This is a genomic window from Sphingomonas sp. (assembly GCF_019749955.1).
In the GTDB taxonomy this organism is placed as follows: Bacteria; Pseudomonadota; Alphaproteobacteria; order Sphingomonadales; family Sphingomonadaceae; genus Sphingomonas.
Genome location: NZ_JAIEPC010000008.1, coordinates 25,839 through 50,391 on the forward strand (window position 1 = coordinate 25,839; position 24,553 = coordinate 50,391).

General features: G+C 65.7%; 28 protein-coding genes. 26 read left to right on the plus strand and 2 right to left on the minus strand.

The window, feature by feature from the left end:
• Nucleotides 1-144: 144 nt before the first annotated feature.
• The 8 genes from K2W81_RS01190 (at nt 145) to K2W81_RS01225 (ending at nt 6,576) form a co-directional block, all read left to right on the plus strand.
• Nucleotides 145-837, plus strand: coding sequence for a MotA/TolQ/ExbB proton channel family protein (locus K2W81_RS01190; RefSeq protein ID WP_294100590.1), 693 nt, complete (start codon nt 145-147; stop codon nt 835-837).
• Nucleotides 834-1,367, plus strand: a complete 534-nt coding sequence (locus tag K2W81_RS01195) for a flagellar motor protein MotB (protein WP_294100592.1) — start codon at nt 834-836, stop codon at nt 1,365-1,367. Before K2W81_RS01190 ends, K2W81_RS01195 begins: the two co-directional genes overlap by 4 nt.
• A 56-nt stretch (nt 1,368-1,423) precedes the next feature.
• On the plus strand, nt 1,424-1,960 hold the full coding sequence (locus tag K2W81_RS01200) for a flagella basal body P-ring formation protein FlgA (RefSeq protein ID WP_294100593.1): 537 nt from the start codon (nt 1,424-1,426) through the stop codon (nt 1,958-1,960).
• 95 nt (nt 1,961-2,055) lie between these two features.
• Nucleotides 2,056-2,361, plus strand: a complete 306-nt coding sequence (flgM, locus tag K2W81_RS01205; RefSeq protein ID WP_294100594.1) for a flagellar biosynthesis anti-sigma factor FlgM — start codon at nt 2,056-2,058, stop codon at nt 2,359-2,361.
• Entirely contained in the window at nt 2,348-2,659 is a 312-nt protein-coding gene (locus K2W81_RS01210; RefSeq protein ID WP_294100595.1) for a flagellar protein FlgN, read from the plus strand. Before flgM ends, K2W81_RS01210 begins: the two co-directional genes overlap by 14 nt.
• A 229-nt stretch (nt 2,660-2,888) precedes the next feature.
• Nucleotides 2,889-3,746, plus strand: a complete 858-nt coding sequence (locus tag K2W81_RS01215) for a lytic transglycosylase domain-containing protein (protein ID WP_294100596.1) — start codon at nt 2,889-2,891, stop codon at nt 3,744-3,746.
• On the plus strand, nt 3,746-5,827 hold the full coding sequence (gene flhA / locus K2W81_RS01220; protein ID WP_294100597.1) for a flagellar biosynthesis protein FlhA: 2,082 nt from the start codon (nt 3,746-3,748) through the stop codon (nt 5,825-5,827). Before K2W81_RS01215 ends, flhA begins: the two co-directional genes overlap by 1 nt.
• Entirely contained in the window at nt 5,824-6,576 is a 753-nt protein-coding gene (locus K2W81_RS01225) for a FliA/WhiG family RNA polymerase sigma factor (RefSeq protein WP_294100598.1), read from the plus strand. The genes flhA and K2W81_RS01225 overlap by 4 nt, the downstream gene beginning before the upstream one ends.
• Before the next feature lie 250 nt (nt 6,577-6,826).
• On the opposite strand, the gene K2W81_RS01230 is transcribed toward K2W81_RS01225, so the two are convergent.
• Together K2W81_RS01230 and K2W81_RS01235 are read right to left on the minus strand one after the other, a co-directional pair.
• Nucleotides 6,827-7,636, minus strand: a complete 810-nt coding sequence (locus tag K2W81_RS01230; protein WP_294100599.1) for a flagellin — start codon at nt 7,634-7,636, stop codon at nt 6,827-6,829.
• 233 nt (nt 7,637-7,869) lie between these two features.
• The gene (locus tag K2W81_RS01235) at nt 7,870-8,679 is read right to left on the minus strand and encodes a flagellin (protein WP_294100600.1); all 810 of its coding nucleotides are present in this window, start codon (nt 8,677-8,679) and stop codon (nt 7,870-7,872) included.
• Between the two features lie 273 nt (nt 8,680-8,952).
• On the opposite strand from K2W81_RS01235, the gene K2W81_RS01240 reads away from it, so the two are divergent.
• The 18 genes from K2W81_RS01240 to fliS all read left to right on the plus strand — a co-directional run bounded on the left by K2W81_RS01240 (nt 8,953) and on the right by fliS (nt 24,392).
• Nucleotides 8,953-10,230, plus strand: coding sequence for a sigma-54 dependent transcriptional regulator (locus tag K2W81_RS01240; protein ID WP_294100601.1), 1,278 nt, complete (start codon nt 8,953-8,955; stop codon nt 10,228-10,230).
• Entirely contained in the window at nt 10,227-10,589 is a 363-nt protein-coding gene (gene fliE, locus K2W81_RS01245; RefSeq protein WP_294100603.1) for a flagellar hook-basal body complex protein FliE, read from the plus strand. Before K2W81_RS01240 ends, fliE begins: the two co-directional genes overlap by 4 nt.
• A 3-nt stretch (nt 10,590-10,592) precedes the next feature.
• Nucleotides 10,593-12,320, plus strand: a complete 1,728-nt coding sequence (gene fliF / locus K2W81_RS01250; protein ID WP_294100605.1) for a flagellar basal-body MS-ring/collar protein FliF — start codon at nt 10,593-10,595, stop codon at nt 12,318-12,320.
• Nucleotides 12,320-13,348, plus strand: coding sequence for a flagellar motor switch protein FliG (fliG, locus tag K2W81_RS01255; protein ID WP_294100607.1), 1,029 nt, complete (start codon nt 12,320-12,322; stop codon nt 13,346-13,348). The genes fliF and fliG overlap by 1 nt, the downstream gene beginning before the upstream one ends.
• Nucleotides 13,341-14,078 (plus strand): FliH/SctL family protein, encoded by a 738-nt coding sequence (locus K2W81_RS01260; protein ID WP_294100609.1) that lies wholly within the window; start codon nt 13,341-13,343, stop codon nt 14,076-14,078. Before fliG ends, K2W81_RS01260 begins: the two co-directional genes overlap by 8 nt.
• On the plus strand, nt 14,072-15,400 hold the full coding sequence (locus K2W81_RS01265; RefSeq protein ID WP_294100610.1) for a FliI/YscN family ATPase: 1,329 nt from the start codon (nt 14,072-14,074) through the stop codon (nt 15,398-15,400). The genes K2W81_RS01260 and K2W81_RS01265 overlap by 7 nt, the downstream gene beginning before the upstream one ends.
• On the plus strand, nt 15,393-15,815 hold the full coding sequence (locus K2W81_RS01270) for a hypothetical protein (RefSeq protein WP_294100612.1): 423 nt from the start codon (nt 15,393-15,395) through the stop codon (nt 15,813-15,815). Before K2W81_RS01265 ends, K2W81_RS01270 begins: the two co-directional genes overlap by 8 nt.
• A 35-nt stretch (nt 15,816-15,850) precedes the next feature.
• Nucleotides 15,851-17,146 (plus strand): flagellar hook-length control protein FliK, encoded by a 1,296-nt coding sequence (locus K2W81_RS01275; protein WP_294100614.1) that lies wholly within the window; start codon nt 15,851-15,853, stop codon nt 17,144-17,146.
• Between the two features lie 32 nt (nt 17,147-17,178).
• Nucleotides 17,179-17,817 (plus strand): flagellar basal body-associated protein FliL, encoded by a 639-nt coding sequence (locus K2W81_RS01280; RefSeq protein WP_294100616.1) that lies wholly within the window; start codon nt 17,179-17,181, stop codon nt 17,815-17,817.
• A gap of 3 nt (nt 17,818-17,820) precedes the next feature.
• On the plus strand, nt 17,821-18,780 hold the full coding sequence (locus K2W81_RS01285) for a flagellar motor switch protein FliM (RefSeq protein ID WP_294100618.1): 960 nt from the start codon (nt 17,821-17,823) through the stop codon (nt 18,778-18,780).
• Nucleotides 18,777-19,073, plus strand: coding sequence for a flagellar motor switch protein FliN (gene fliN, locus K2W81_RS01290; protein ID WP_294100620.1), 297 nt, complete (start codon nt 18,777-18,779; stop codon nt 19,071-19,073). The genes K2W81_RS01285 and fliN overlap by 4 nt, the downstream gene beginning before the upstream one ends.
• A 2-nt stretch (nt 19,074-19,075) precedes the next feature.
• Nucleotides 19,076-19,330 (plus strand): flagellar biosynthetic protein FliO, encoded by a 255-nt coding sequence (locus tag K2W81_RS01295; RefSeq protein WP_294100622.1) that lies wholly within the window; start codon nt 19,076-19,078, stop codon nt 19,328-19,330.
• Nucleotides 19,330-20,199 carry a flagellar type III secretion system pore protein FliP gene (gene fliP / locus K2W81_RS01300; RefSeq protein WP_294100624.1) on the plus strand — a complete coding sequence of 290 codons (870 nt, stop codon included), beginning with the start codon at nt 19,330-19,332 and terminating at the stop codon, nt 20,197-20,199. The genes K2W81_RS01295 and fliP overlap by 1 nt, the downstream gene beginning before the upstream one ends.
• A 7-nt stretch (nt 20,200-20,206) precedes the next feature.
• Nucleotides 20,207-20,476, plus strand: a complete 270-nt coding sequence (gene fliQ / locus K2W81_RS01305; RefSeq protein WP_294100626.1) for a flagellar biosynthesis protein FliQ — start codon at nt 20,207-20,209, stop codon at nt 20,474-20,476.
• Nucleotides 20,477-20,610: 134 nt separating this feature from the next.
• The gene (gene fliR / locus K2W81_RS01310; protein ID WP_294100628.1) at nt 20,611-21,384 is read left to right on the plus strand and encodes a flagellar biosynthetic protein FliR; all 774 of its coding nucleotides are present in this window, start codon (nt 20,611-20,613) and stop codon (nt 21,382-21,384) included.
• A complete protein-coding gene (locus K2W81_RS01315; protein ID WP_294100630.1) occupies nt 21,384-22,520 on the plus strand; it encodes a flagellar biosynthesis protein FlhB in 1,137 nt (378 codons plus the stop codon). The genes fliR and K2W81_RS01315 overlap by 1 nt, the downstream gene beginning before the upstream one ends.
• A 49-nt stretch (nt 22,521-22,569) precedes the next feature.
• Complete coding sequence (gene fliD / locus K2W81_RS01320) at nt 22,570-23,991, plus strand: flagellar filament capping protein FliD (RefSeq protein WP_294100632.1); 1,422 nt, start codon at nt 22,570-22,572, stop codon at nt 23,989-23,991.
• Nucleotides 23,991-24,392 (plus strand): flagellar export chaperone FliS, encoded by a 402-nt coding sequence (fliS, locus tag K2W81_RS01325; protein WP_294100634.1) that lies wholly within the window; start codon nt 23,991-23,993, stop codon nt 24,390-24,392. The genes fliD and fliS overlap by 1 nt, the downstream gene beginning before the upstream one ends.
• Nucleotides 24,393-24,553: the final 161 nt, after the last annotated feature.

Sequence of the window (24,553 nt, forward strand, 5' to 3'; positions counted from 1 at the left end):
TGAAATCGCCGAGGGGAGGGCAGGCGGCAAGCCGTGCGGCAAATATTTGCCGGGGGGCGGCAAGCGGGTGCCGCCGAGAGGTGGCGCGGGGCGCCCCAACCACCCGAAAACGAGTTGGCGCGGACCTTGCTAACCCAGGGACGCATGAACGAGACTGACTTTACCGTCCTGATCGCGCCCTATCTCGATCCCGCTGCGGCGGCGATTGTCGCGGGGGGCACGCTTGCCGCACTGATCCTGCGCACGCAGGCGCGCGATCTCGCGCGCGCGGTCGCGGCACTGCGCGTGCTGCCGCGCGGGCGCTTCCGGGCTGATCCGCTGATCGACCAGATTGGCGCACTGGGCCGGATCGCGCAGCGCCACGGGGTGCTCGCGCTCGACCGCTCGGTCATTGCCGACCCCGATGTTGCCGCCGCCGTTGCCGCGATTGTCGATGGCGCCGAGGGTGACGCGGTCGCCGACCTGCTCGAAGCCCGGCGCATGGCTCGCACCGAGCGGCATGTCGCCGCGATCGATGTCTGGGCGGCGGCTGCCGAGCTGGCACCCGCGATGGGGATGATCGGGACGCTGATTGGACTCGTCCGCGTGTTCCTGAAAATGAACGATCCCGCCGCAATCGGCGGGGCGATGGCGATTGCCTTGCTCGCGACGCTTTATGGCGCGGTGCTCGCCAGCCTGATCGCGTTGCCGGTGGCCGCGCGCCTGCGCCGGGCCGCGCGCGAGGAAGCATTCGAACGGCTCCGGCTCGAAGCGCCGCTGCGGTTGCTGGCGGTGCGCGAGGCGCCGCGTCGCCGCGTCCCGGTTATGGTCGAAGACGATATGGAGGCACTGGCATGAGCACGGCTTTCTTCCCCGATGCAGCACCGTCGCGGCCGATCTGGCTGGTGACGCTGGCTGATCTCGCGCTGTTGTTGCTCGGCTTTTTCGTGCTGGTGATGGCGCATCAAGGCGCTGATCGCCGCGCAATCGTCGATGGTGTGCGTCAGGGTTTCGCGGGTACGACGACATCGCTGATGAAGGTCGCCCCCGATCCGTCGCCGGTCGCCGCCGCTGCGATGTTCGATTTTGCCGCCGGCAGCAGTGCGTTGCCAACCGCGCCCGAGGCCGTGATCGCCTGGGCACGCGAAGCAACCCGCGACCGCCGCGTTACCGTGCGCGTCACCGGCTATGCCGATGGCAGCCCCGCCGATGTCGATCCCGTGACCGGCAGCGCCGCCCTGCTCGCGAGCGACCGCGCGCGCGCGATTGCCGCCGCGCTCGCCGACGCCGACGCCTTGCCGCGTGGCCGGGTGACGATTGCGTCGAGCGTGATGCCCGGACGGCGCGGCGTTTACCTGACAATTGCCTTTGCCGGGGAGCGGCAATGATCTGCCGCCCGGCAACCCCCTTTTGCCGCCCGCGCGCGGTCCCCACGGAGAGACACATGAAACCGATCATCGCTTGTCTGCTGCTCGGCATCGCCGCACCGGCGCTGGCTGAGACCCCGTTTCAGGATACTGCGACGCTCGACCGCGCGGTTGCCAGCTTCACCGGCAAGCCGATCGGCACCGAAGGCGGCGCGCGCACGCCGGTCGACCCCCGGTTGAAGCTCGCGTCATGCTCGACGCTGATGATGAAGTGGCGGCAGGATAATCACGATGCGGTGGTCATCACCTGCGCCGATGCCGAATGGCGTGTTTTCGTGCCGGTGCTTATGCCGGCAGTATCCGCACCGCCGCCTGCTGCCGCTGCCGCCCCGGCGCCAGTGGTGGCGGCCAAGCCCGAAGTCGTGATCAAGCGCGGCGATCCGGTGAGCGTCGAGGTCAATAGCGGCGGTTTTTCGGTGACGCGCGACGGCATTGCGATGACCGATGCCGCTGTCGGCGCGCGGTTGCTGGTCGATGTTACTGGCCCGAAGAAGCCGATTCAGGCGATTGCGCTCGAAGCCGGACGCGCAACTTTGCCCGGTTTTTCAAGGTGATAGTGGCCCACTAAATTTTTTGTGAATTTTTCTCTTAAGTTTTGTTGAAGACTGTCGTTTCCCCCTTCGAAGCAGCAAAAAGCGAAGGTCGCAATATGGTCGATCGGATCAGTGCAGCGCCAGTAACGGCAACCGAGCGGGTGACCAGCACACGCACCGCTGCGCCTGTCGCCCAGCCGGTCGTGGCTGCACCCACGCCCAGCGCCGCCGAACCCTCGACCACCGCTGCCGTGCTGCAGGGGCTGGTCGGTGAGCTCGCAGGGTCGCCGCCGGTCGACGACAATCGCGTCGCGCGCATCCGCAATGCGATTGCGACGGGCACTTACCCGCTTTCACCCGAAAACGTTGCCGATCGTCTGATCGCGCTCAAGCTGAACTGGATCCCGCATGACCCGTCGTGATGCTCTGGTCGGCGTGATCGAAGCGCTCCACGCTGAAATCGCCGCGCTGAAGGCGAATGACGTCGTCGGGCTCGAACGCGCGACGCAGACCAAGCTGGTCGCGATCGACGCGGTTGCCGCGCTCGATCACACGCCGCCGACCTCGGATTTGCGCGCGCTCGCCGAAGAAGCGCACCGGCTGAACGAAACCTGCCGGATTTACGTCAATCTGATGAGCGCCAATGTCCGCCGCCGGCTCCAGCAGCTCGCGGGCGACGGTCGCGCCGCCTATCGCCCCGGCGGTCACGCTTTCGCCTAACCCCCTCGTTCGATTAAGGTCCTTGCGCTTTCACCGTTCGCCCTGAGCTTGTCGAAGGGCTGTTCTTCTTTTGCGAGCGGCTCGAAGCAGAAGGACGGTGCTTCGACAAGCTCAGCACGAGCGGATTAAAGGTTGGACCAGACAACTGATGCCGGCCAGGGCGACGACCTCAACTGGCACGAACCTTGCTGATCTATGGGCTGAATAAGGCCTAAGCAGCAGGGAAGCGATGAGCGTCAATCCAATCGCCAGCGTTCAGGGGAGCGTCCAGTCGGCCATCGCGCTGGCGTCCGCCAAAACCGGAATCGATTTCAACTATTTGCTCGGGCAAGCTCAGGTCGAAAGCGGGCTGAACGCTGCGGCCAAGGCGCCGACGTCGAGCGCCAAGGGCCTTTATCAATTCATCGAACAAAGCTGGCTGTCGGTCGTCAAGAAACACGGCGCCGAACATGGGCTGGGCTGGGCCGCCGATGCGATCCAGCCGGGCGCGAATGGCAAGCTGGCGGTCGGCGACGCGGGCATCCGCCAAGCCATCCTCAACCTGCGCAACGATCCGCAGGCATCGGCGCTGATGGCCGCCGAACATGCCGCCGACAATAAGGCCGGGATCGAAGCGAGTCTTGGCCGTCAGGCAACCGGCACCGATCTTTATATGGCGCATTTCCTCGGCTTGGGTGGCGCGCGCAAATTCCTGTCGACGCTGCAGAGCAATCCCGACCAGATCGGCGCGGCGCTGTTTCCCGCAGCCGCGCGCAGCAATCGCGGCATTTTCTATGGCGCGAACGGCCAGCCGCGCACGGTGGCTGAAATCTACGACCGCTTTGCCGCCAAGCTCGATACGGGCGCGGGGCGCGCGGGCGCGACGGGCCTCGCCTCGGCCGTCCTGGGCGAGGGGATCGCTGATGCGGCCGAGATTATTCCCGGCAATGGCGAAAGCACGAGCGGGGCGACGCGCTGGGCGCAGGCGACGCTTGACCAGCTCAACGGCGGCGCGCGCTCGACGCAGGCGGCGACGGCGATCCTGCGCCCGTCGCCCGATAATGCGCGCCTCGCCTATCTGCTGCTCGCGCAATTGGGTGGCCTGTAATGGCCGGACTCGCATTGCCGCGTTTCAATGCAGGGCTGGCGGCACGCGGCGCGGCGCTGCCGGTGGCGATTCTGCTGCTGGTGCTGCTGATGGTGGTGCCGATCCCGGCGATCGCGCTCGATTTCTTCTTCATCATGAACATCACGATCAGCCTGGCGGTGCTGATGGTCGCGCTGAACGCGCAGAAACCGCTCGATTTCTCGGCCTTCCCAAGCGTGCTGCTGTTCGCGACCTTGTTCCGGCTGTCGTTGAACGTCGCCTCGACCCGCGTCGTGCTGGTGCATGGCCATGAAGGCGAAGCGGCGGCGGGCAAGGTGATCGAAGCGTTCGGCACCTTCCTGATCGGCGGCGACTATATCGTCGGGCTGTTCGTGTTCGCGATCCTCGTCATCATCAACATGATCGTCGTCACCAAGGGCGCGGGGCGTGTGTCCGAAGTGTCGGCGCGCTTCACGCTCGATGCCTTGCCGGGCAAGCAGATGGCGATCGACGCCGATCTGAACGCGGGCCTCATCACCCCCGACGAAGCCAAGGCGCGCCGGATCGAAGTGTCGACCGAAGCCGATTTCTACGGATCGATGGACGGTTCGTCGAAGTTCGTGAAGGGCGATGCGATCGCGGGCCTGCTGATCCTTGCCGCCAACATCATCGGCGGGATGATTTTGGGGCCGCTCAGCCACGGCATGACGATCGGTGACGCCGCGCATAATTATGTGCTGCTGGCGATTGGCGATGCGCTGGTTGCGCAGATTCCGTCGCTGATGCTGTCGATCGCCGCCGCGACGATCGTCACGCGGGTGACATCGAGCATGGATTTGGCGGGCCAGATCGGCAGCCAGTTCGGTTCGGCGCGGACGTGGACGCCGGTTGCCGCGATCCTGTTCCTGCTCGGCGTGATGCCGGGAATGCCACATGCCATCATCCTGCCTGCTGCTGCCGCTGCCGGATATCTGGCGTATCGCACCGCGCGCGCCGCTGCTCGCCCGAAAGTGGTGGAGGCAGCCCCGCCCGCCGTGGTCGATCCGTCGCAGATCGGCTGGGACGAAGTCGCCGACACGCTGCAGATCAATCTCGACATTGGTTACGGGCTGGTGCCGCTGGTTGATGAGCGGCGTGGCAGCCAGTTGATGGGCCGCATCACCGGCGTGCGCCGCCAGCTGTCGAAGGAATTGGGCTTCGTCGTGCCGCAAGTGCGCGTGCGCGACGACATCAATCTGCCGCCCTATGCCTATCGTATCGTGGTGGGCGGTGTGGTGCTCGGCGATGATGTGGTCTCGCCCGACGACATGCTCGCGCTCGATACCGGGCAGGCCTATGGCCGCTTGCACGGCAAGGAAGCCAAGGACCCGACCTTTGGGCTCGATGCGGTGTGGATTTCGCCGGCGGACGCCGATGCAGCGACCGGCGCGGGCTATCTGGTGGTCGATGCCTCGACGGTGATCGCGACACATCTCAACCATCTGCTCAGCGCGCATGCCGCCGATCTGCTCGGCCAGGACGAAGTGCAGAATCTGCTCGACAATCTGAAGGAGCGTGCTGCCAACCTCGTCGCCGCGCTGTCGCCGCAGCCGGTGCCGTTGACGGTGCTGACGCAGGTGCTGCGCGGGCTGCTCGAAGAGGGAATTCCGCTCAAGGAATTCCGCCGGATTGCAGCGGCCATCGCGGTTGCCGCGCAAAAAACGCTCGATGCCGAGGAACTGATCGAGGCGATCCGCCCCGATCTCGGCGCGCTGATCATCCAGAAAATGTGCGGCCCGCGCGAGGCGTTGCGCGTGATGACGCTCGAAGGTCAGCTCGAAGCCTTGCTCGGGCAGGCCGTCCGCTCCGACCCGTCGCGCCGCCACGCGATCGAGCCCGATCTCGGCCGCCGCATTGTCGAAGCACTGCAACGCGCCGCGCAACCGCTGATCGACGACGGCAAGCCGTTCGTGCTCGTCGTCCAGCCGACGATCCGGCTCGCGATCCGCAGGCTCGTCAAATCGGTGATGCCCGACACGCCGGTCATGAGCTTTTTCGAAGTGCCCGAAGAAAAATCGGTTGAAGTCGTCGCCGTCATCGGTGCGCCGGCGGCGCTTGCATGACCGCGCCGCCTCTCCACCAGGCTTTCGAGGCCGCCACGCCGCTCGTCTATGGCCGCAAGGGCAAGATGCGCCCCGATCTGGCGGCGCTCGCGAAGAAGCACGCGCCGCTCGTCCGCCGGGTCGCGTGGCACGTGCACGGCAGCATGAGCAGCGCGATCGAGATTGAGGATCTGATCCAGATCGGCCTCGTCGCGCTGATCGAAGCCGCGTCGTCGTTCGAGGATCGCGGGCTCGTCACCTTCGAGCAATATCTGCTGACGCGGGTGCGCGGGTCGATGATCGACGAGCTGCGGCGACAGGCGACGATCACGCGCGGGGCGATGCGCCGCCGCAAAGCCTATCAGGAAACCGTCGCGGCTTTGGTTGCTGAGACCGGCAAACGGCCCGACGAAGCCGTGGTTGCCGCCAAGCTCGGCGTCGGCGTCGACAAGCTGCGCTCGGACTATGCGACTGCCGAGCCGGTGATGTTTGATTCGATCGACGATGTTTATCAGGACGAATCGGCGCTGTTCGCGAGCCACGATCCCGATGCGTTCGAGCAACTCGCCGATGCTGATCAGCGCGCGATGTTGGCCGCTGCGATTGGCGACCTGCCCGAGCGCGAGGCGCAAGTGATCCAGCTTTATTATGTCGAGGAGATGAACCTCGAGGAAATCGGCCAGGTGATCGGCGTCGGCTCGGCGCGGGTGTGCCAGATCAAAAAGGCAGCGCACGACAAGCTGCAACGGGCGCTGGTGCGCCGTTTGTAGAATTCTATGCGCTTATCCTGACCCGTTCGTTTCGAGCGCAGTCGAGAAACAGGCCACAGGCGCTGCGCTGCGTTTCTCGACTTCGCTCGAAACGAGCGGGACGGGGGTTCATAAGGGTATCGAATTCCCAAAACACAAAAACCCCGGTGGCGCTCAAACCACCGGGGTTTCTGTTTCCTGCCTTTCGGCAAGGTCCGGTCCCGACGCCGGGGGGGGGGATGCGTCGGGACCGGGTACGCGGTTACGGGTCTTAGCGGAGCAGCTGAAGCACGCCCTGCTGCGACTGGTTGGCCTGGCTGATGAGCGCCGTCGACGCCTGGCTGAGGATTTGGGCCTTGGCGAGGTTGGTCGTTTCCACCGAGAAGTCGACGTCTTCGATCCGGCTGCGGGCATCGGTCAGGTTGGCGACATTGGTCGTCAGCGTGTTGACGACCGATCCCAGGCGGCTCTGCTGCGCACCAAGCGTCGCGCGAAACGTCGAGATGCTCTGGAGTGCGGCGTCGGTCGTGCCGAGCAATGCGGTCGCGGTCGCGACGCTGTTATCGGGCGTGCCAAGCGTGCCGCCCAATGCAATGCCGCTGATGCTCAGCGTAATCTTGTCGCCGCTGCCCGATCCGGTCTGGATGTCCACCGTCCCGGCGGCGAAACCGGCGAGCGCTACACCGTTGAACGTCGTATTCAGCGCGATCTTGTCGACCTGCTGCGAGATCTGCGCCACTTCGGCGAACAAATTGCCACGGTCGGCATCGCTATAGGTGCCCGATGCCGCTTGAACGGCGAGTTCGCGTGCGCGCTGATAGAGACTGGTCAGTTCCTGCGCGGCACCGTCGGCGGTCTGGATCAGCGCAATGCCGTCGTTGGCATTACGGATCGCCTGGCTTGCGCCTTTGATCTGCGCGGTGAACGATGAAGCGATCGCAAGGCCTGCGGCGTCGTCTCTGGCTGAGTTGATGCGCTTGCCCGTCGACAGGCGTTCGATGCTGCCTGACAATGCCTGCGACGCGGCGTTGTTGGCATTGGTCGCCTTCAGCGCGGCGACATTGGTTCCGATAACAGTCATATGGTCCCCCAATTCACTCTCGGGACCCGCGCAACCCAAGATGGGCGCGATGCAGTCCTACAATAAGGAACGACCGCGCAACGATCCGCTTAACCATCCAAAAGGATGACAAACAACGAAAAACCCCGGTGGCGAACGTCGCCACCGGGGTTTCTGTTTCCTGCCTTGCGGCAAGGTCCGGTCCCGACGCTGATTGGGGGGATGCCCCGGGGCCGGTTACGCGGTTACGTGTCTTAGCGGAGCAGCTGGAGCACACCCTGCTGCGACTGGTTCGCCTGGCTGATCAGCGCGGTCGAAGCCTGGCTGAGGATCTGCGCGCGGGCGAGGTTGGTCGTTTCGGTCGAGAAGTCGACGTCTTCGATCCGGCTGCGGGCATCGGTCAGGTTCGAAACGCTGGAGGTCAGCGTGTTGACGACCGAACCCAGACGGCTCTGGCCGGCACCCAGCGTCGCGCGCTGCGTGTTGACCGCCGCAAGTGCGGTGTCGAGCGTGGTCAGTGCTGCCGTCGCGCCGCCCGGCGTGGCGACCGTTGCTGCAAGCGCCGCCGTCAGATCGACGCCGCCGACGTTCAGGTTGACCGTATCGGCGCCGTTTGCGCCGGTCTGGATGGCAACCGTTGCAGCCGCCGTGCCGACCAGTGCGACGCCGTTGAAGGTCGTCTTCGACTGGATGTCGGTCAGCTGACCCTGCAGCTGCGTAACTTCGGCCTGCAGGTTGGTGCGATCGGCGGCGGCATATGTGCCCGAAGCCGATTGAACCGCGAGTTCGCGAACGCGCTGCAGAATGTTGGTGACTTCGCCCAGCGCGCCATCGGCGGTCTGTGCGAGCGCAATGCCGTCGTTGGCGTTGCGGATCGCCTGGCTCTGGCCGCGGATCTGCGCGGTGAACGACGATGCGATGGCGAGGCCAGCGGCGTCGTCCTTGGCCGAGTTGATGCGCTTGCCAGTCGACAGGCGCTCGATGCTGTTCGACAGTGCCTGCGAAGCGGCGTTGTTGGCATTGGTCGCCTTCAGAGCGGCGACGTTGGTTCCGATAACGGTCATTTCCGTGTCTCCATGTAACAGTCCGACGTCCCCACCGCCCCCCACCGGAAGAGCCGTGCCGTCGAACCAACAAACGGCAGCGCGCGCGCAACATTAAGCAGATTCGCAAACTTCGTCTTTGCCGCTGATTCGGCATGGGACTTGCAATTCTATTATTGACCGTGGGCGGCAAGCCGGCGCGGCAATGCGGAAAAAAATTGCCGGGCAGGGGCTTGGTTAACCAGTGATTTACCATCTCGCCCGCACATTGGGGGCGACCAAGGGGGCTTTTTGATGCGTTCGATTTTTCCTTCTGCCGCCGTTCTCCGGCAGAAATACGCGCTGATTTCGTCGCTGCGCGCGCAGGGCTTCCAGCTCGGCTCGTTCGAGGATGGCAAGCCCGCGCCGGGCGATCTGTTCCTGATCGCCGAGGGCGAAGTCCCGCCGGCGCCCGCCCGCACCGTCATTGTCGGCAGCGAAGGTCGCCACGTGACGCCCTCGCGCGACGGCAATCCTGCGCGGATCGCTTATGGTCCTGAGGATCAGGCGATCGGCGATGCTTTTGCCCGCGCCTTGGTGGCAGGTCCTGACCAGCCGACCGCCGCCGACCCCGAAAGCCTCGCGCTTTATGCGCTCGCCGAACGCGTTGCCGCTGCCGATATCACCGTGCTGATCAACGGCCCGACCGGCACCGGCAAGGAAGTGCTCGCGCGCGCGATCCATCTCGGCTCGACCCGCGCGGCCAAGCCCTTTGTCGCGATCAACTGCGCCGCGCTGCCTGAATCGATGCTCGAAGCCTTGCTGTTCGGCCACCAGAAAGGCGCTTTTACCGGCGCGTCGTCAGGCGGCGAGGGGTTTTTCCGCGCCGCCAATGGCGGCACGCTACTGCTCGACGAAATCGCTGAAATGCCGATCAATCTTCAGGCCAAGCTGCTGCGTGCGCTGCAGGAACGTGAAGTCGTGCCGCTGGGCGCGTCGACCCCCGAGCCGATCGACGTGCGCGTGATTGCGTGTGCCAACCGTGACTTGCAAGGCGAAGTCGCCGCCGGGCGATTCCGCGCCGATCTTTATTACCGGCTGAGCGTGTTTCCACTCAACACCAAGCCGCTGGCCGAGCGGCCGCAGGATATTCCCGCACTCGCCGCGACCTTGGTGCTGCGCCACTCGCAGGGCCGCAGCGTGATCCCGTGGCCCGATGCCTCGGCGGTCGAAGTGCTGATGGCGCATGACTGGCCGGGCAATGTCCGCGAGCTTGAAAATGTCGTCCAGCGCGCGCTGCTGTTCGCCGCGGGCGACACGATCAGCGCGGCGCATATCCTGTTCGATCGGCCCACGCCGCTCGCAGCACCGCGCCGCGACGACGCGCCCGAAACGCTCAACAACATCGTGCAGATGCGCGAATTTCAGGCGATCCGTGACACGCTCGCGGCGTGCGGCGGCAGCCGGGTCGAAACCGCGCGGCGGCTCGGGATTTCGGAGCGCACGCTGCGCTACCGCCTCGCCCGGGCGCGCGAGCAGGGCGATGACATCACGGCCGGTCTCGGCGGCAACAACAGGGCGATGTCGGCATGAGCGTCAACAGCATCGGTGGCGGCGGCGGTATCGACCGCGTGCTCGCGCTGCGGGCGCAAATTCTGGAGCGCAATCAGGCGCTTCAGCGCGCCAATGCGACGGTCGCCGCGACGCCAACCGCGCCGACCAGCGCCGCGCCCAAGAATTTTGCCGCCAGCCTCGAAGATGCGCTCAACAAGGTCAACGCTGGCCAGCAGCGCGCGGGCCAGGTGAGCGAAGCCTATGAACGCGGCGAAACCGTCGACATCGCGAAAGTGATGCTCGCGCGGCAGGAAGCCGCCGTTGGCTTTGAAGCGACGCTGCAAGTCCGCAACAAACTCCTGTCCGCCTATAAGGACATTATGAGCATGCCGGTATAATCGATGGCCACGCAACTCACCCCTTCGCCCGTGCTCCCCGAGCGCTTCGCCAACCCGGTGCGGCAGATCAATGATCTGCTCGCCCAGCCGATTGTCCGCCGTAGCCTGCCAATGGTGCTGCTGATCGGCCTGATCGCCAGTGCCGCTGCCGCCTGGCTGATGCTGGCGACGCCGCCGCAGAAGATCCTGTTCCAGGCACTGCCCGACAGCGACAAGGCGGCGGTCACGACGGCACTGCAGGCGGCCAATATCTCAAGCAAGATCGACAGCGGCACCGGCGCGCTGACGGTTGCCGAGGATGATTATTCGCGGGCGCGGTTGTTGCTCGCGGGGCAAGGCCTGCCCAAGGCGGCACCGGGTGGTTATGCCTTGCTCGATCAACTGCCGATGGGCGTGAGCCGCGCGGTTGAAGGCGAGCGGTTGCGTCAGGCGCGCGAGACCGAGCTGGCCAAGTCGATCGAGGAAATCGACGCGGTTGCTGAAGCGCGCGTCCACCTCGCCATGCCGGAATCGAGCGTGTTCGTGCGCGACAATGCCCAACCTTCGGCCTCGGTGATCGTCAAGCTTCAGCCCGGGCGCAGCCTGTCGGATGCGCAGGTCAGCTCGATCGTCAATCTGACGGCTTCGTCGGTGCCGGGCATGAAGCCCGATATGGTGACGATCGTCGACCAGATGGGCGCGCTGCTGACGCATGCCCCCGGCCAGGATGGCGGATCGATCGCAGGTCAGGCGCGGATCGATTTTCAGCGCCGGATCGAGGACAAATATCGCCAGCAACTCGCGCAAATGCTGACGCCGCTGGTCGGCGTGGGCAATTTTTCGGCCGAAATTCAAGCCGAGGTCAATCTCGACGAAACCCAGGCGACGCGCGAAAGCTATGACAAGTCGGGCGCGTTGCGTGCCGAGCAGGGCAATTGGACCGGCGAGACCAAGGACGGCGCGGGCGCCCAGCCCGGCGGCATCCCCGGCGCGCTGTCGAACACGCCGCCGCCGCCGAGCACGGTGACGGCGCCCAAGCCGACGCCGACGCCGACGCCTGCCGCGAGTGGGACGCCCGCTGCGACAGCGGCAGCAGCGACACCCGCAGCCCTGCCCAAGGCGGCGGAAAATTACGCGCGTGCCTATGATCTCGACAAGGAAGTCTCGGTCACGCGCGCCATTCCCGGCCAGATCAAGCGGCTGTCGGTCGCGGTGCTGCTGCGTGACCCTGAAAAGGGCAAGCCGCGCAGCCCCGTTGAAATCCAGCAGATCACGCAGCTCGTCCGTGCCGCCGTCGGCTATGACGCTGCGCGCAACGATCAGGTGATTGTGGTTGCCCGCAAATTTGCAGGCCCCACGCCGCTCGATGAAAAGGCGCCCTGGTATGATGCGAGCTGGGTCGCGGTCGCGGCGCGCAACGGGACAGCGATCATCGTCGCGCTGCTGCTCGTGCTGTTCGGCGTCCGTCCGATCGTCAAGTCGATGACGCGCAAGCGCGACGACGGCGGCCCCCGGTTGGCGCTCGCCAACAGCGGCTCGACCGAGGCGCAAGTCGCGGTCCCCAATGAGATTGCGGGCGAACCACCGATCGCGCTCAACGCGGCGGGGCAGCAAGTGCCGGTGTCGATTGACATGCTCGACCAGGCGCGCAGCTATGACGAGCGTATCGGCATGGTGCGCGGCTTCACCCGCGACAACCCGACCCGTGCGGCGCTCGCCGTGCGCGACATGATCAAGGCGGATGCACGCTGATGGCCGATCCCGTTGCCCAGACCGACGCGACACCGCGCCAGTATAGCGGCGTCGAACGCGCCGCCGTGCTGATGATGCTCGTCGGCGACGACGAAGCGGCGGCAATCCTGCAAAAGCTCGATCCCGAGGAAGTCCGCCAGCTTGGCAAGGCGATGTTCGCGGTTGCCGATGTCAGCGAGAATGAGGTCGAGGGCGTGCTTGACGATTTCGTCGACCGCGCGCGGGAGCGTACCGCGATCGGCTTTGACCCGCGCCCGCGGATCGAAGGGATGATGACGCGCGCGCTCGGCGCCGAAAAGGCCGAAAGCGTGCTCGCGCGGATTACACCGGCGCAGGATGCGGGCGCGATTGAACTGCTTGCCTGGCTCGATGCCAGCGACATCGCCCAGCTGATCGAGAAGGAGCATCCGCAGATCGCCGCCGTGCTGATTGCCAATCTGGAGCCTTCGGTCGGCGCACAGGTGCTCGAACTCTTGCCTGACGGAATCCAGCCCGATGTGCTCCACCGCATCGCCAAGCTGGGGCCGATCACACAGGAAGCGATTGAGACGCTCAAGCTGGTGCTGTCGAAGCGGATTGGCCTTGGTGGTCAGGCTGCCGGTGTGGTGTTCGGCGGCACGCGCGAAGCCGCCAAGATCATGCAGTCGTCGCGCAAATCGACCGAGCAGCGCGTGATGCCCAAGCTCGCCAAGATCGACCGCGAGGTTGCGCGCGCGATCGAGGAAGCGATGTTCGTGTTCGACAATCTGCTCGAGCTCGACGACAAGAATCTGGGCACGCTGATCCGCAACATCGACGGCGATCTGCTCGTGCGCGGGCTGAAGGGGGTCGACGAAGCTGCCCGCAACCGCTTCCTCGGCTGCATGTCGGCGCGTGCCGCTGACGGTATCCGCGACGAAATGGAAGCGCGCGGGCCGATGCGGTTGTCCGAAGTGCTCGAAGCGCAAAAGGCGATCATCCAGATCGCGCGCGCGCTCGCCAAGGACGGCACGATCATGATGGGCGGGGGCGACGACGATTATGTCTGATCTGCCCGGCTTTGCCGCCGGCTTTGTCTCGCGTCACGATCCGGCGGCGCGCGCGCATCTTGCGCTCGTCGCAAGCGATCCCTTTGCGCCCGCTGATCTGAAGGCGCGCGCCAATCACGGGCGCCGCAAGAGTGATCGGCCGGCGGGGCCGCAGTCGTTTGCGCCGCAGCCCGTTGGGCCGCGATCCTTCGCGCCGGAGGATCATGATGAGGACGGTGCCGACACTGCGCAGGAGAATTTCGCCGACCCGATTGCGGCAGCACGCGCGCAGGCTTTTGCCGAGGGGATGGCGCATGCCCGTGCGCTCGACGATGCGGCGGGCGAGCGCGATGTGACGCTGTTTGCGACACTGGCCGCCGCGCTCAAATCATCCGAACGGATCGACCGCGACGCGCTCGCGCGCCAGTTGCGCGAGACGGTGATGTTTCTGGTCACCAAGATGATTGGCGAGGTCGGCGTGTCGGGGGACGTGCTGGCGGCGCGGATCGACGCAGCGACGGTCTTGCTCGCGGACGCCGCCGAATCGGCGCTGCTACGCGTCCATCCCGACGATATCGATCTGCTCAAGGATCGCTTGCCGACGACGATCTTTCCGGTGGGCGACGAAAGCGTTTCGCGCGGTTCGTTCGTGCTCGAAGCTGCCTCGACGATCGTCGAGGAAGGCCCCGAATTGTGGCTCGAACAACTCGCCGCCGCGATCGAGCGCGTGGCGCTGCCGCCCTTATGCTGAACCGCTTCACCGGCGATTATCTCGATTCAGTGGCGCGCGCCGATTTCGCGCCTGCCCCGCGCGTGTCGGGGCGGTTGGCCTCGTTCGACGGCTTGTTGATGGAAGCGACCGGGCTGGCCCTGCCGGTCGGCACCGTCTGCTCGGTCGGTTCGGGCAAGGGCCGGGTAGAAGCCGAAGTGATCGGCTTTCGTGGCGACCGCACGCTGATGATGAACCTCGGCGGCTCGGCGCCGTTGCTGCCGCATGCGCCGGTGCGCCCGATTGGCCCGCCGGGGGAGGCCGAAGTCGGCAAGGCGCTGCTCGGGCGCGTCGTCGATGGCGCCGGCAAGCCGATCGACGGGCTGGGGCCGGTGCGCGGCGCGGGGCATTGGCCGCTCGGCGGCAAGCTGCAATCGCCGCTCGACAGGGGGCGCGTGCTCCAGCCGATGGATGTCGGCGTGCGCGCGATCAACGGCATGCTGACGATCGGCCAAGGCCAGCGTATCGGCATCATGGCGGGATCGGGTGTCGGCAAATCGGTGCTGCTCGGCATGATTGTGCGCGCGGCCCAAGCCGATGTCATCGTCATCGGGCTGATCGGTGAGCGCTCGCGCGAAGTCGCCGACTTCCTCGAAACCAAGCTTGCAGGCGATGCGCGCGCGCGTTCGGTCGTGGTCGCAGTGCCGGCCAATCACTCGCCGGTGCTGCGCATCCGCGGCGCCTTGCGCGCCACCGCAATTGCCGAGGCTTTTCGCGCTGAGGGCAAGAATGTCCTGCTGATCATGGATTCGCTCACCCGCGTGGCGCATGCGGGCCGCGAGATCGGGCTGGCGCTTGGCGAGCCCGCGTCGGCGCGGGGCTATCCACCGAGCGCAATTGCGATGCTGCCGAACCTGATCGAGCGCGCAGGGACGTGCGTCTCGTCGGGCGGGTCGATCACCGCGATCTACACCGTGCTGGCCGATGGCGACGACGGCAATGATCCGGTCGTCGACAGCGCGCGCTCGATCCTCGACGGGCATATCGTGCTGTCGCGCCAGCTTGCCGAGCGCGGCGTCTATCCCGCGATCGACATTGGCCCCTCCGTCAGCCGCGTGATGACCGATATCGTCGGCAAGACGCATCTGAAGGCGGCGCGGATCCTGCGCGGGCATCTCGCGACCTATGAGGAAAATCGCGATCTGGTGCTGATGGGCGCCTATCGCGGCGGGGCGGACCCGGAGATCGACGCGGCGATTGCCTATCATCCCGCGATCCTCGACTATATCCGCCAGGACCCCGATGATGTCGTGACGCTCGACGAAGCCGCGACCGAGCTGATCGGGGTGTTCGGGGATGGCTAGGCGCGGCGTTCCGCTTGAGCGCATCCTGCGCGTGCGCACGCTCCAGCTCGGGCTGGTGCGCGCCGAAGAAGCGCAGGCGAACGAACGGCTCGCGAGCGAGACGGCTTTGCGCGAACGCATCGCCCAGCTAGCCGCCAATGTCGCGCCCGAGGCCGAGCGCGCCGGCGCCTTCACGCTGATGGCGGCAGCGCATTACCGCGAGCGCTTGAACCAGTCGGCGCAGGCCGCGGTCGCGCGTGAACGCCATGCCGCGCAGGGCGTCGAACAGGCGGCGCAGGCAACGCTCGAGGCCAAGCGCGACCAGACCGCCGTCGAAAAGCTGATCGCGCGGCGCGAGGCGGTGGCCGCGATCAAGGAAATGCGCGCGCTCGAAGAAGCGTCGCCCACCAAGCGGGTTCGGCACGATCCTTGCTGAACGCCTGAGGGCGGTTGTGCCCTTGGGATATATCGATGCTCGAAATTGCCCCGTCTCTATCGGCTTCATTGCCGGTACTCGCGCCGGTCGCCTCCGCCCCCGCGCCGGTCGTGGCCGTGCCTGGCGATTTTGCGCGTGCGCTCGCCGATGCGAGCGCCGATGCGGTTCCGGCAAGCGACCGGCAAGATCTTGCCGCCCCCGGCAAAACCGCGCTTGCCGCTTTGCCGGGCACGGCGCCTGCCGATGCCAAGCCTGGATCGACGCCGGTGTCGCGTGTGCTGCCGACCAAGCCCGCCCCGGTCGATCCCGTGCTGCTCACGCCAGCGCCGGACGCTGATCGCGCGCCGACCGGCGACGAAGCTACGACTGCCGACGACACCACGCCGGACCAGCCGCTGGGGCAGCCGGTATCGGGCTATCTGAGCGTTGTGCTGCTACCGCCGGTGGCCACTGCCGGTGGCGGTGGCGCCGCCGACGCAGCGCCCATCGTGCAGGAGATCGCGATTGCGGCGCCCGCCACGTTGCCCCGCTTGCCTTTGAAGGGCGCACCCGCCGACGTCGATCCGGTCGCGCCAAAGCCGGTGACCCTGACCGAGCCGCCGGTGTCGCGTCGCTTGTCGCTCAAGCTTGATCCGTCGATCGAGGTGATCGATGCCGGGCGTGCCGCGGCAACGGCGCTCGCCGACCAGCCGCCCGTCGCGCGCCCCGCGCTCAAGCTCGTCACGCGCGACTTGCCGCCGACCGTTCCCTTGTCGGCCAAGCCCGAGGGAGTGGTGGCGAGCGGCACGCCCCAGCCCGCCGTGCATGCGTTTGCCCGCGCGATTGCGTTGGCGCAGGCCAAGCCGACCCGGATCGAAGCGCCCACCGATATCACCGACATTACGACCGCCGCGCAGGCAATCGCGGTCGGCGATGCGCGGCCCGTCGTGCTCGCACCGCGCGCGCTCGACACCACCCGCGAAGACTGGCCGCAGCGGCTGATCGACCGGGTCGACGCCGCGCGCGATGCTGCGAACGCCGCCGATACCCGCATTCGGCTGGTGCCCGAAGCGCTCGGCAAGATCGACATTGCGCTGCGCCAGAATGGCGAGACGCTTCACGTCCATTTCACCGCGGATCAGGCCGCGACGCGCGATCTGCTCAGCCAAGCGCAGCCGCGTCTCGCCGAACTCGCCGAGGCGCGCGGGCTGCGGTTGGGGCAAACCGGCGTCGATGGCGGCAGCAGCGATCAACCGCGCCGCCAACCGGTCGTCAGCGCGCCGGTCGCTAACCCTTCGGCAAGGGCGATCACGGCAGAACAAATCTCAGCGTCCGACGATCGGATCGCGTGACATCGACATCATAGCATCAAGGGGAAAACAACATGGCCAAGGCAAGTGCGAAGGACGAAGTGGTTGAAGGCGAGGCGCCCAAGAAAAAGAAGGGCGGCATGATGAAGATCGTCCTGCTCGTCGTCGGTGTGCTGGTGCTCGTCGGCGGCGGCGTCGCGGGCGGGCTTTATGCCATGCAGTCGGGGCTGATCGGCGGCGGCGCGCATGCGGCTGAGCCGACCTATGACAAGCCCAAACTGGTCCCCAAGAGCGAAGAAAAGCGCGTCAGCGCGACCGGCGGCGGCGAAGGCGGCCACGGCGAAGGCGGCGGCAGCGCGAGCAGCCACGGGCCGATGGGGGCGGGCGGCGATAAATTCGCCTCGACCTATTACACGATGGAGAAGGAATTCACGTCGAACCTGAAGGACAGCGTCCACTTCGTCCAGGTCGGGATCGCGATTTCGACGCCTTATGACGAGCGCGTCATCGAATCGCTCAAGACGCATGAAATCGCGGTGCGCTCGGCGGTGCTGCTCGCGCTCGGCGATGCGACCGAGGACCAGGTGTTCACGGTGCAGGGCAAGCGCGCGCTGCAGATCCATCTCGCCCATGCGATCAACGCCGTGCTCAAACAAAAAGAGGGCTTTGGCGGCGTTGGTAACGTCTACTTTACCAATTTCGTTGTTCAGTGAGACATGGTTAACGAGGCTTCAGATTTGGCGACCGCATCCGATCGCCGCACGCGTGACCGCGCGGGGCCGCTGATCGCGCGCACCGCTGTGCTCGGGCAGCAGAATCTGAACCCGTTCGGCGACTTGCACACGCTCCAGCATCTGTCGGCGCTGTTTGCGCGGTCGATGCGGGGCGTGTTCGAGCCGCTGCTGCGTCGCGAGCTGCGCGTCTGGGCCGAACCGCTCGTGGTCCAGCGCTTCGCCGATTACCGTGCCGAGCGCCCCGAAGCGCTGTCCGCCTGGCTGCCGCTGGTCATGGCGCCCACCCCGGGGCGGGCGATGCTGATCGCGGACGGCAAGTTCGTGCTCGAACTGCTCGACCTGTTCTTCGGCGGCAATGGCGATGCGCCGCATCCGATGCCGAGTGAATTCTCGCCTGCAGCTGAAGCGATGATCGTTCGGCTCGGCGGCATGATCGCCCCGCCGTTGAAGGCCGCGTGGGAACCGCTCGCGCGGATCGACTTTACCCCCGGCAATCCCGAATCAAACCCGGCGATGCTGGCAAGCTTCGACGCCGATGATGCGGTGATCGTCACGCGCTTTGGCATTTCGGCGGGGACGGCCAAGCCGACTTTCCTTGATCTTATCTACCCCGTTGCAGCGCTCAAGCCGCATGCGCCGCAACTGACCGGCAAGGTCGTCAGCCGCACCGCCGAGCCCGACCCAGCGTGGCGCACCAGCCTGACCCGCGCCGTGATGGGCGTGCGCTTTCCGGTGCGCTCGGTGCTCGACGAGCCCGTCATTTCGCTCGCGCGGCTGATGGACTTGCAGGCGGGCGACGTCATCCCGATCAGCTTCGGCGTCGATGTGCCAGTGATGGTCGGCAACGACCGGCTCGGGCTCGGCACCGTCGGCACCGCCAACGGGCGGGCCGCGATCAAGATTACGCAATTGGCATTCAAGGACGAAGGGGATTTCGAATGAACGACCTGACCGGCGGATTCCCCGTCGACGGCGCGGTGGCGGCCAATTTCCGGCTGCTGCAGGACGTCGATGTCAAGCTGACCGTCGAAATCGGATCGACCAGCCTCTCGCTGCGCGAATTGCTCGCGCTGGGCGAAGCGAGCGTGATCGAGCTCGACCGCCAAGCCAATGATCTGCTCGATGTTTTCGTCAACGGCACGCTCATCGGGCGCGGCGAAGTGGTGACGGTCGGCGAACGTTTCGGCGTGCGCATGACCGAGCTGGTGAGCCCCGAAAAGCGCGCGAGCCGCTGATCATGATGTGGGAATATATCCTGAAGCTGGCAGTGATGTTGCCCTTGGTGTGCGGGCTGATGATCGGCTCGCTTTATCTGTGGCGCCGCCTCCAGGATCGCATTCCCGGCCAGTCGGGTGACCGGATGCTCGTCGTCAAGGAAACGATGATGGTATCGACGGGCGTCAAGCTCGCGGTGCTTGAGTTTGAGGGGCGCAAGCTGCTGGTTTCGGTCGGGCGTGGGGGCGTGACGCTGATCGACCGGGGGGACAAATAATGGCGATCGTCCGCCGTCTGGGCGACACCGCCCGCCCGAGCCTGTTCCGTGAGGCGACACCGCCGCGCAAATCCTATCCCGGTCGCTGGGTGATCGTGCTGCTGGCGATTGTCGCCGCGCTGATCATCGCCAATCCGGCCTTTGCCCAAGCCGTTCCCGCGCCCGCCGCCCCGGCGGCGCCCGGCGTCGGCGATGCCGTCGACCGCGCGCTGGGGGACCTTGGCGGCGGTGGCAAGGCACCGCTCGCGCTGAGCTTGCAAGTCCTCATCATCATGGGGCTGCTGTCGATCCTGCCCGGCATCCTGCTGATGATGACCAGCTTCACGCGGATCATCATCGTGCTGTCGCTGCTGCGTCAGGCGCTGGGGCTTCAGCAGACACCGCCCAACCAGGTGCTGATCGGCCTGTCGCTGTTCCTGTCGTTTTTTGTGATGGCACCGACAATCGACGCGATGAACAAGACCGCGATCCAGCCCTATGCCGAAGGGCGCATCGGCGCGACCGACATGATCAAGACCGCCGCCGTGCCGCTCCACAGCTTCATGCTGAAGCAGACCCGCAAGAAGGACATTGCGCTGTTCGCGCAGATCGCCAAATCGGGGCCTTATGCCAATGCGGCTGACGTGCCTTATTCGGTGCTGCTGCCGTCCTTTGTGACCAGCGAGCTCAAGACTGCGTTCCAGATCGGGTTCCTGATTTTCCTGCCCTTCATCGTCATCGATCTGATCGTCGCGTCCGTGCTGATGTCGCTCGGCATGATGATGGTGTCGCCGACGATTATTTCGCTGCCGTTCAAGCTGTTGCTGTTCGTCCTCGTCGACGGCTGGGCATTGGCGATGGGCAGTCTTGCCAATAGTTTCATGAGGTAGCGCCGCGATGGACAGCCAATATTTCCTTACCGTCGCGCACGAAGCTTTGTGGGTGCTGGCACTTGCCGCCGCCCCGATCCTGATCCCGGCTTTGCTGTCGGGCCTGATCCTCGGCATGGTGCAGGCCGCCACGTCGATCAACGAGCAGACGCTGACATTCGTGCCCAAACTCGTCGTGGTCGCGGTGTCGCTGCTGATCTTCGGCGGGATGATCCTGGGCCTGCTCAGCGATTTCACGATCGGGGTGTTCGAGCGGATCCCGGATCTGGTGAAATGATTGCGCAGTTGAATCCCTCTCCCACTGGGAGAGGGAGGGAGCGCCGTAGGCGCGGAAGGGTGAGGGTGACTTCACTGCCGCAGACACCCTCATCCGGCGCCGCGCGCCACCTTCTCCCAGAGGGAGAAGGGTAGATGTTGGGCTTCGGCCTCTCGATAGAACCGCAGCTCTGGGCTTTGCTGTTCGTGATGATCCGCGTCGGCGCGACGTTCATTGCAGCGCCCGTGTTCGGTGCGGTGTCGGTGCCGTTGCAGGTGAGGATCGCGCTATCGGGGGCTATCGGCGTGCTGGTGCTCGGCACGCATAACGTCACCCCGCCGCCGCAGATTTTTGCGCTTTCAACCTTCCTTGCCGTCGCCGCTGAAGCGCTCGTCGGGCTCGCGATCGGCTTCGTGCTCCAGATCGCCTTTGCCGCGCCTTTGCTCGCGGGCGAACTCATCGGCAATTCGATGGGGATTGGCTTTGCGTCGGCCATCGATCCACAAAATGGCCGCTCGTCGACCGCGCTCGGCATGTTCATGTCGACCCTGCTGACGCTCCTCTTCCTGTCGGTGAACGGGCATCTGATGCTCGTCGAGCTGATCGTCAAAAGCTATGACGCGCTGCCGCCGGGTCATGCCTGGCTGGCGGCCAAGCAGTTCCGCGATATCGCGATGTTCGGCGGCTATGCCTTTTCGGCCGGGTTCCTGCTCGCGCTGCCGGTCGGCTTTCTGCTGCTGTGCCTCAACCTCGTCGTCGGCATGTTGTCGCGCTCGGCGCCCGCGCTCAACCTGTTCGCGGTTGGTTTGCCGATGAGCCTTGCGGTCGGCGTCGTCGCGCTGGCCTTCGCCTTTCCGGCAATGGGCGATTACATGATCGTCATCGTGCGCGAAGGCCTTGCGGCGGCACAAAGCCTGGTGCTCGGCTGATGGCGGAGGATTTTGGCGACAAGACAGAAGCCCCAACAGCCAAGCGCAAAAAGGACGCGTTTGACGAAGGCCAACTTCTTCGCAGCCGTGAATTCGCGACCGCGCTGACCGTGCTGGCAGGGATCGGCTGGTTCGCGTTGTTCGGGCCTGACCTGTTCAAGGCCTGCGCCGGGTTGATGGTCGCGAGCTTCCAGTTCGGATCGGGCGATGTCGATGATTTCCAGCCGCTGCGCCCGCTCGCCGCCGCCGGATGGGCCATCGCACCGTCGGTGATCGCGCTGCTGGTGATTGCGTTCGTCGCGGCGATCCTGAGCCAGGCCGGGCTTGGCGCGATTGCCTTTAACGGCAAGCTGATCGCGCCCAAGGCGTCGCGCATCAATCCCGGCTCGGGTCTCAAACGCATCTTCGGCCCGACGGGGTGGATCGAACTCGGCAAGTCGCTGCTCAAGGTCATTCTGCTCGGGTCGATCGGCTATTACATGCTGACGCACATCGCCGCGCAGTCGATCGCGCTGGTGTCGACCGATGTGCGCGCGAGCGTGGCATCGCTTGGCGGGATGCTGACCGGGGTGCTGTTCGCGATGGCGGGCGGCCTCGTCATCATCGCGATGGTCGATGTGCCGGTGCAAATGATCCAGCTCTTCCAGAAATTGCGCATGTCGAAGCAGCAAGTGAAGGACGAGCACAAGGAAACCGAAGGCAACCCGCAGGCCAAGCAAGCCCAGCGCCAGGCCCGCCACGACATCGCCAAGCGCAACATGCGCAAAGCCGTCGCGAGCGCCGATGTCGTGCTGACCAACCCGACCCACTTTTCGGTCGCGCTGCGTTATGATCGCGGCAAGGATCAGGTGCCGGTGGTCGTGGCCAAGGGGCGTGGCGAGATCGCGCTCGCGATCCGCGAACTGGCCGCTGAATCACGCGTGCCGATGCTCGAATATCCGATGCTCGCGCGCGCGCTCTACTTCACCAGCCGCGAGGGCCAAGAGATTCGCGACGACCTGTATCAGGCGATTGCGACCGTGCTGGCGTTCGTTTTCGGGCTCACCGGCACCGCTGGCGCAACGCCGCCCGCCATCGATGTACCGCCGACCGCGCGCTTCGACGAAAATGGCGTGAAAATTGCTGAAAACGCCTAAGGATCGGCCGAGCGCGGTCGTTTCTTTGAGATAGGAAAAAGGGTGCGCCATGGTCGATTCGATCGTCAATACGCTGGGGGCCGGCTCGGGCATCGACATCCCCAGCCTCGTCAACCAGCTGGTCACCGCCAATTTTCAGGCCAGGAACGGCGCGCTCACCCGCCAGAACAGGACGCTCAGCCAGCAGATTTCGTCGGCGAGCACGCTCAAGAGCGACATCACCAGCTTTGCCGATGGGCTGAACACGCTTGCCAAGGGCGGGACGGTGGCGGCGCAGGCGACCAGCTCGGACAGCAGCGTCATCAAGGCGAGCGCGATTTCGGGCGTCAGGCTGTCGGGCGTGTCGACCCAGCTCGAAGTCCGCCAGCTCGCCCAGGCACAGGCCACCGCGAGCAATCCCTTTGCGAGCCGAACTGCCGCGATTGGCACCGGCACGCTGACGCTCCAGCTCGGCACCGCCACGACATCGAGCGGCGCGATCACCGGCTTCACCGCCGGGAGTGCCGCTGCCGTCAACATTACGATTGATTCATCGAATTCGAGCCTGAACAGCATTGCCGCTGCGATCAACGCCGCCAATGCGGGCGTCACCGCGAGCATCATCACCGATTCATCGGGCGCGCGGCTGGCGCTTAAAGGGCAAACGGGCGAAGCGCAGGCATTCACGCTGACCGCGACCGAAGATGTCGGTGCTGAAGGGCTCGCCGCGCTGAACGTTGGCGTTGGCTCGAGCATCGGCACGGCGGCGCAGGACGCGATCGTCGCGGTCGATGGTACCGCGCTCAAGCGCTCGACCAACTCGATCAGCGATCTGGTCGACGGGGTGAAGCTAGACTTGGTCTCCGCAAAGCCCGGCACCACCGTGTCGCTGACCAGCACCACCCCGACCGATACGCTCAAGCAAGTCGTCAACGACTATGTCGCCGCGTTCAACAATCTGCTCGCCAATGTGAAGGCGCAGACCAACGCGACCGATGGCCCGCTGCGCGGCGATGCGGCGGCGCGCAATTTCGGCGCTGCCTTCGGGCGGCTCAATCTGACGACGCTCAGCAACCCGACGGCCAGCGGCGCGCCGCGCTCGCTCGCCGAAATCGGGATCAGCACCAACCGCGACGGCACGATTTCGGTACGTACCGCGCAGCTCGATGCCGCGCTCAAGAATTTCCCCGAAGCCGTCGAGGCGTTGTTCGCCGATGGCAGCGGCGCGACCGGCGGCGGGCTGGCGGCGGCGTTCAAGTCGATCGCCGACAGCGCGACCAGCACGACGATTGGTCTGGGCGCGACGATCGACCGCTACACCAAGCAGCAGGGCAAAATCGCCGAGCAGCAGGACCGCGTGGCGAGCGAGACCGACAGCTATCGCACGCGGCTGACCAAGCAGTTCAGCAATTCGGACGCGCGCGTGGCGGCGTACAGGCAAACCTCGTCGTTCCTGACGCAGCAGTTCAAGACCAATACGAGCAATAACTGATGCTGGCGCATGCACCCGGGCGCGCGAACCGCGCCGACAATGCCTATCGTTCGATCGACGTCGCCGGGCGCACCGCGATGGGCGATCCGCATGCGCTGGTGTCGGTGATGTACGAAGAAGTGACGCGGGCGCTCGGCGCGGTTGCAGCGGCGATCCGCAACAATGATCAGGCGCTGAAGAGCGAGAAAATCTCGCGCGCGCTGACGATCCTGTTCGCGCTCGAAAGCGGGCTCGATTTCGAAAAGGGCGGCGATGTGTCGTATACGCTCGCGAACCTTTATCGCGGCGCGCGCAAGCAGATCATCAACGCCAGCCTGGGCAATGACCCCGCGCCGTTCCTGAGCGTCGCGCGCAATCTGGGCGAGATCGCGGCTGTCTGGCGCCAGATTCGCGCGGCGTAGGCAAGGCTTTCAGCAAATGAACCCCTCCCCTTTAGGAGTTTGGTGGTAGCCCCGTCCCCCGGACGGGACAAAGAACGACCAAACTGGGCAGGGGTGGGGGATGCCTCGCAGAGCGCATCGCCCTTCGAGAGGCCCCACCCCAACCCCTCCCCTGAAGGGGA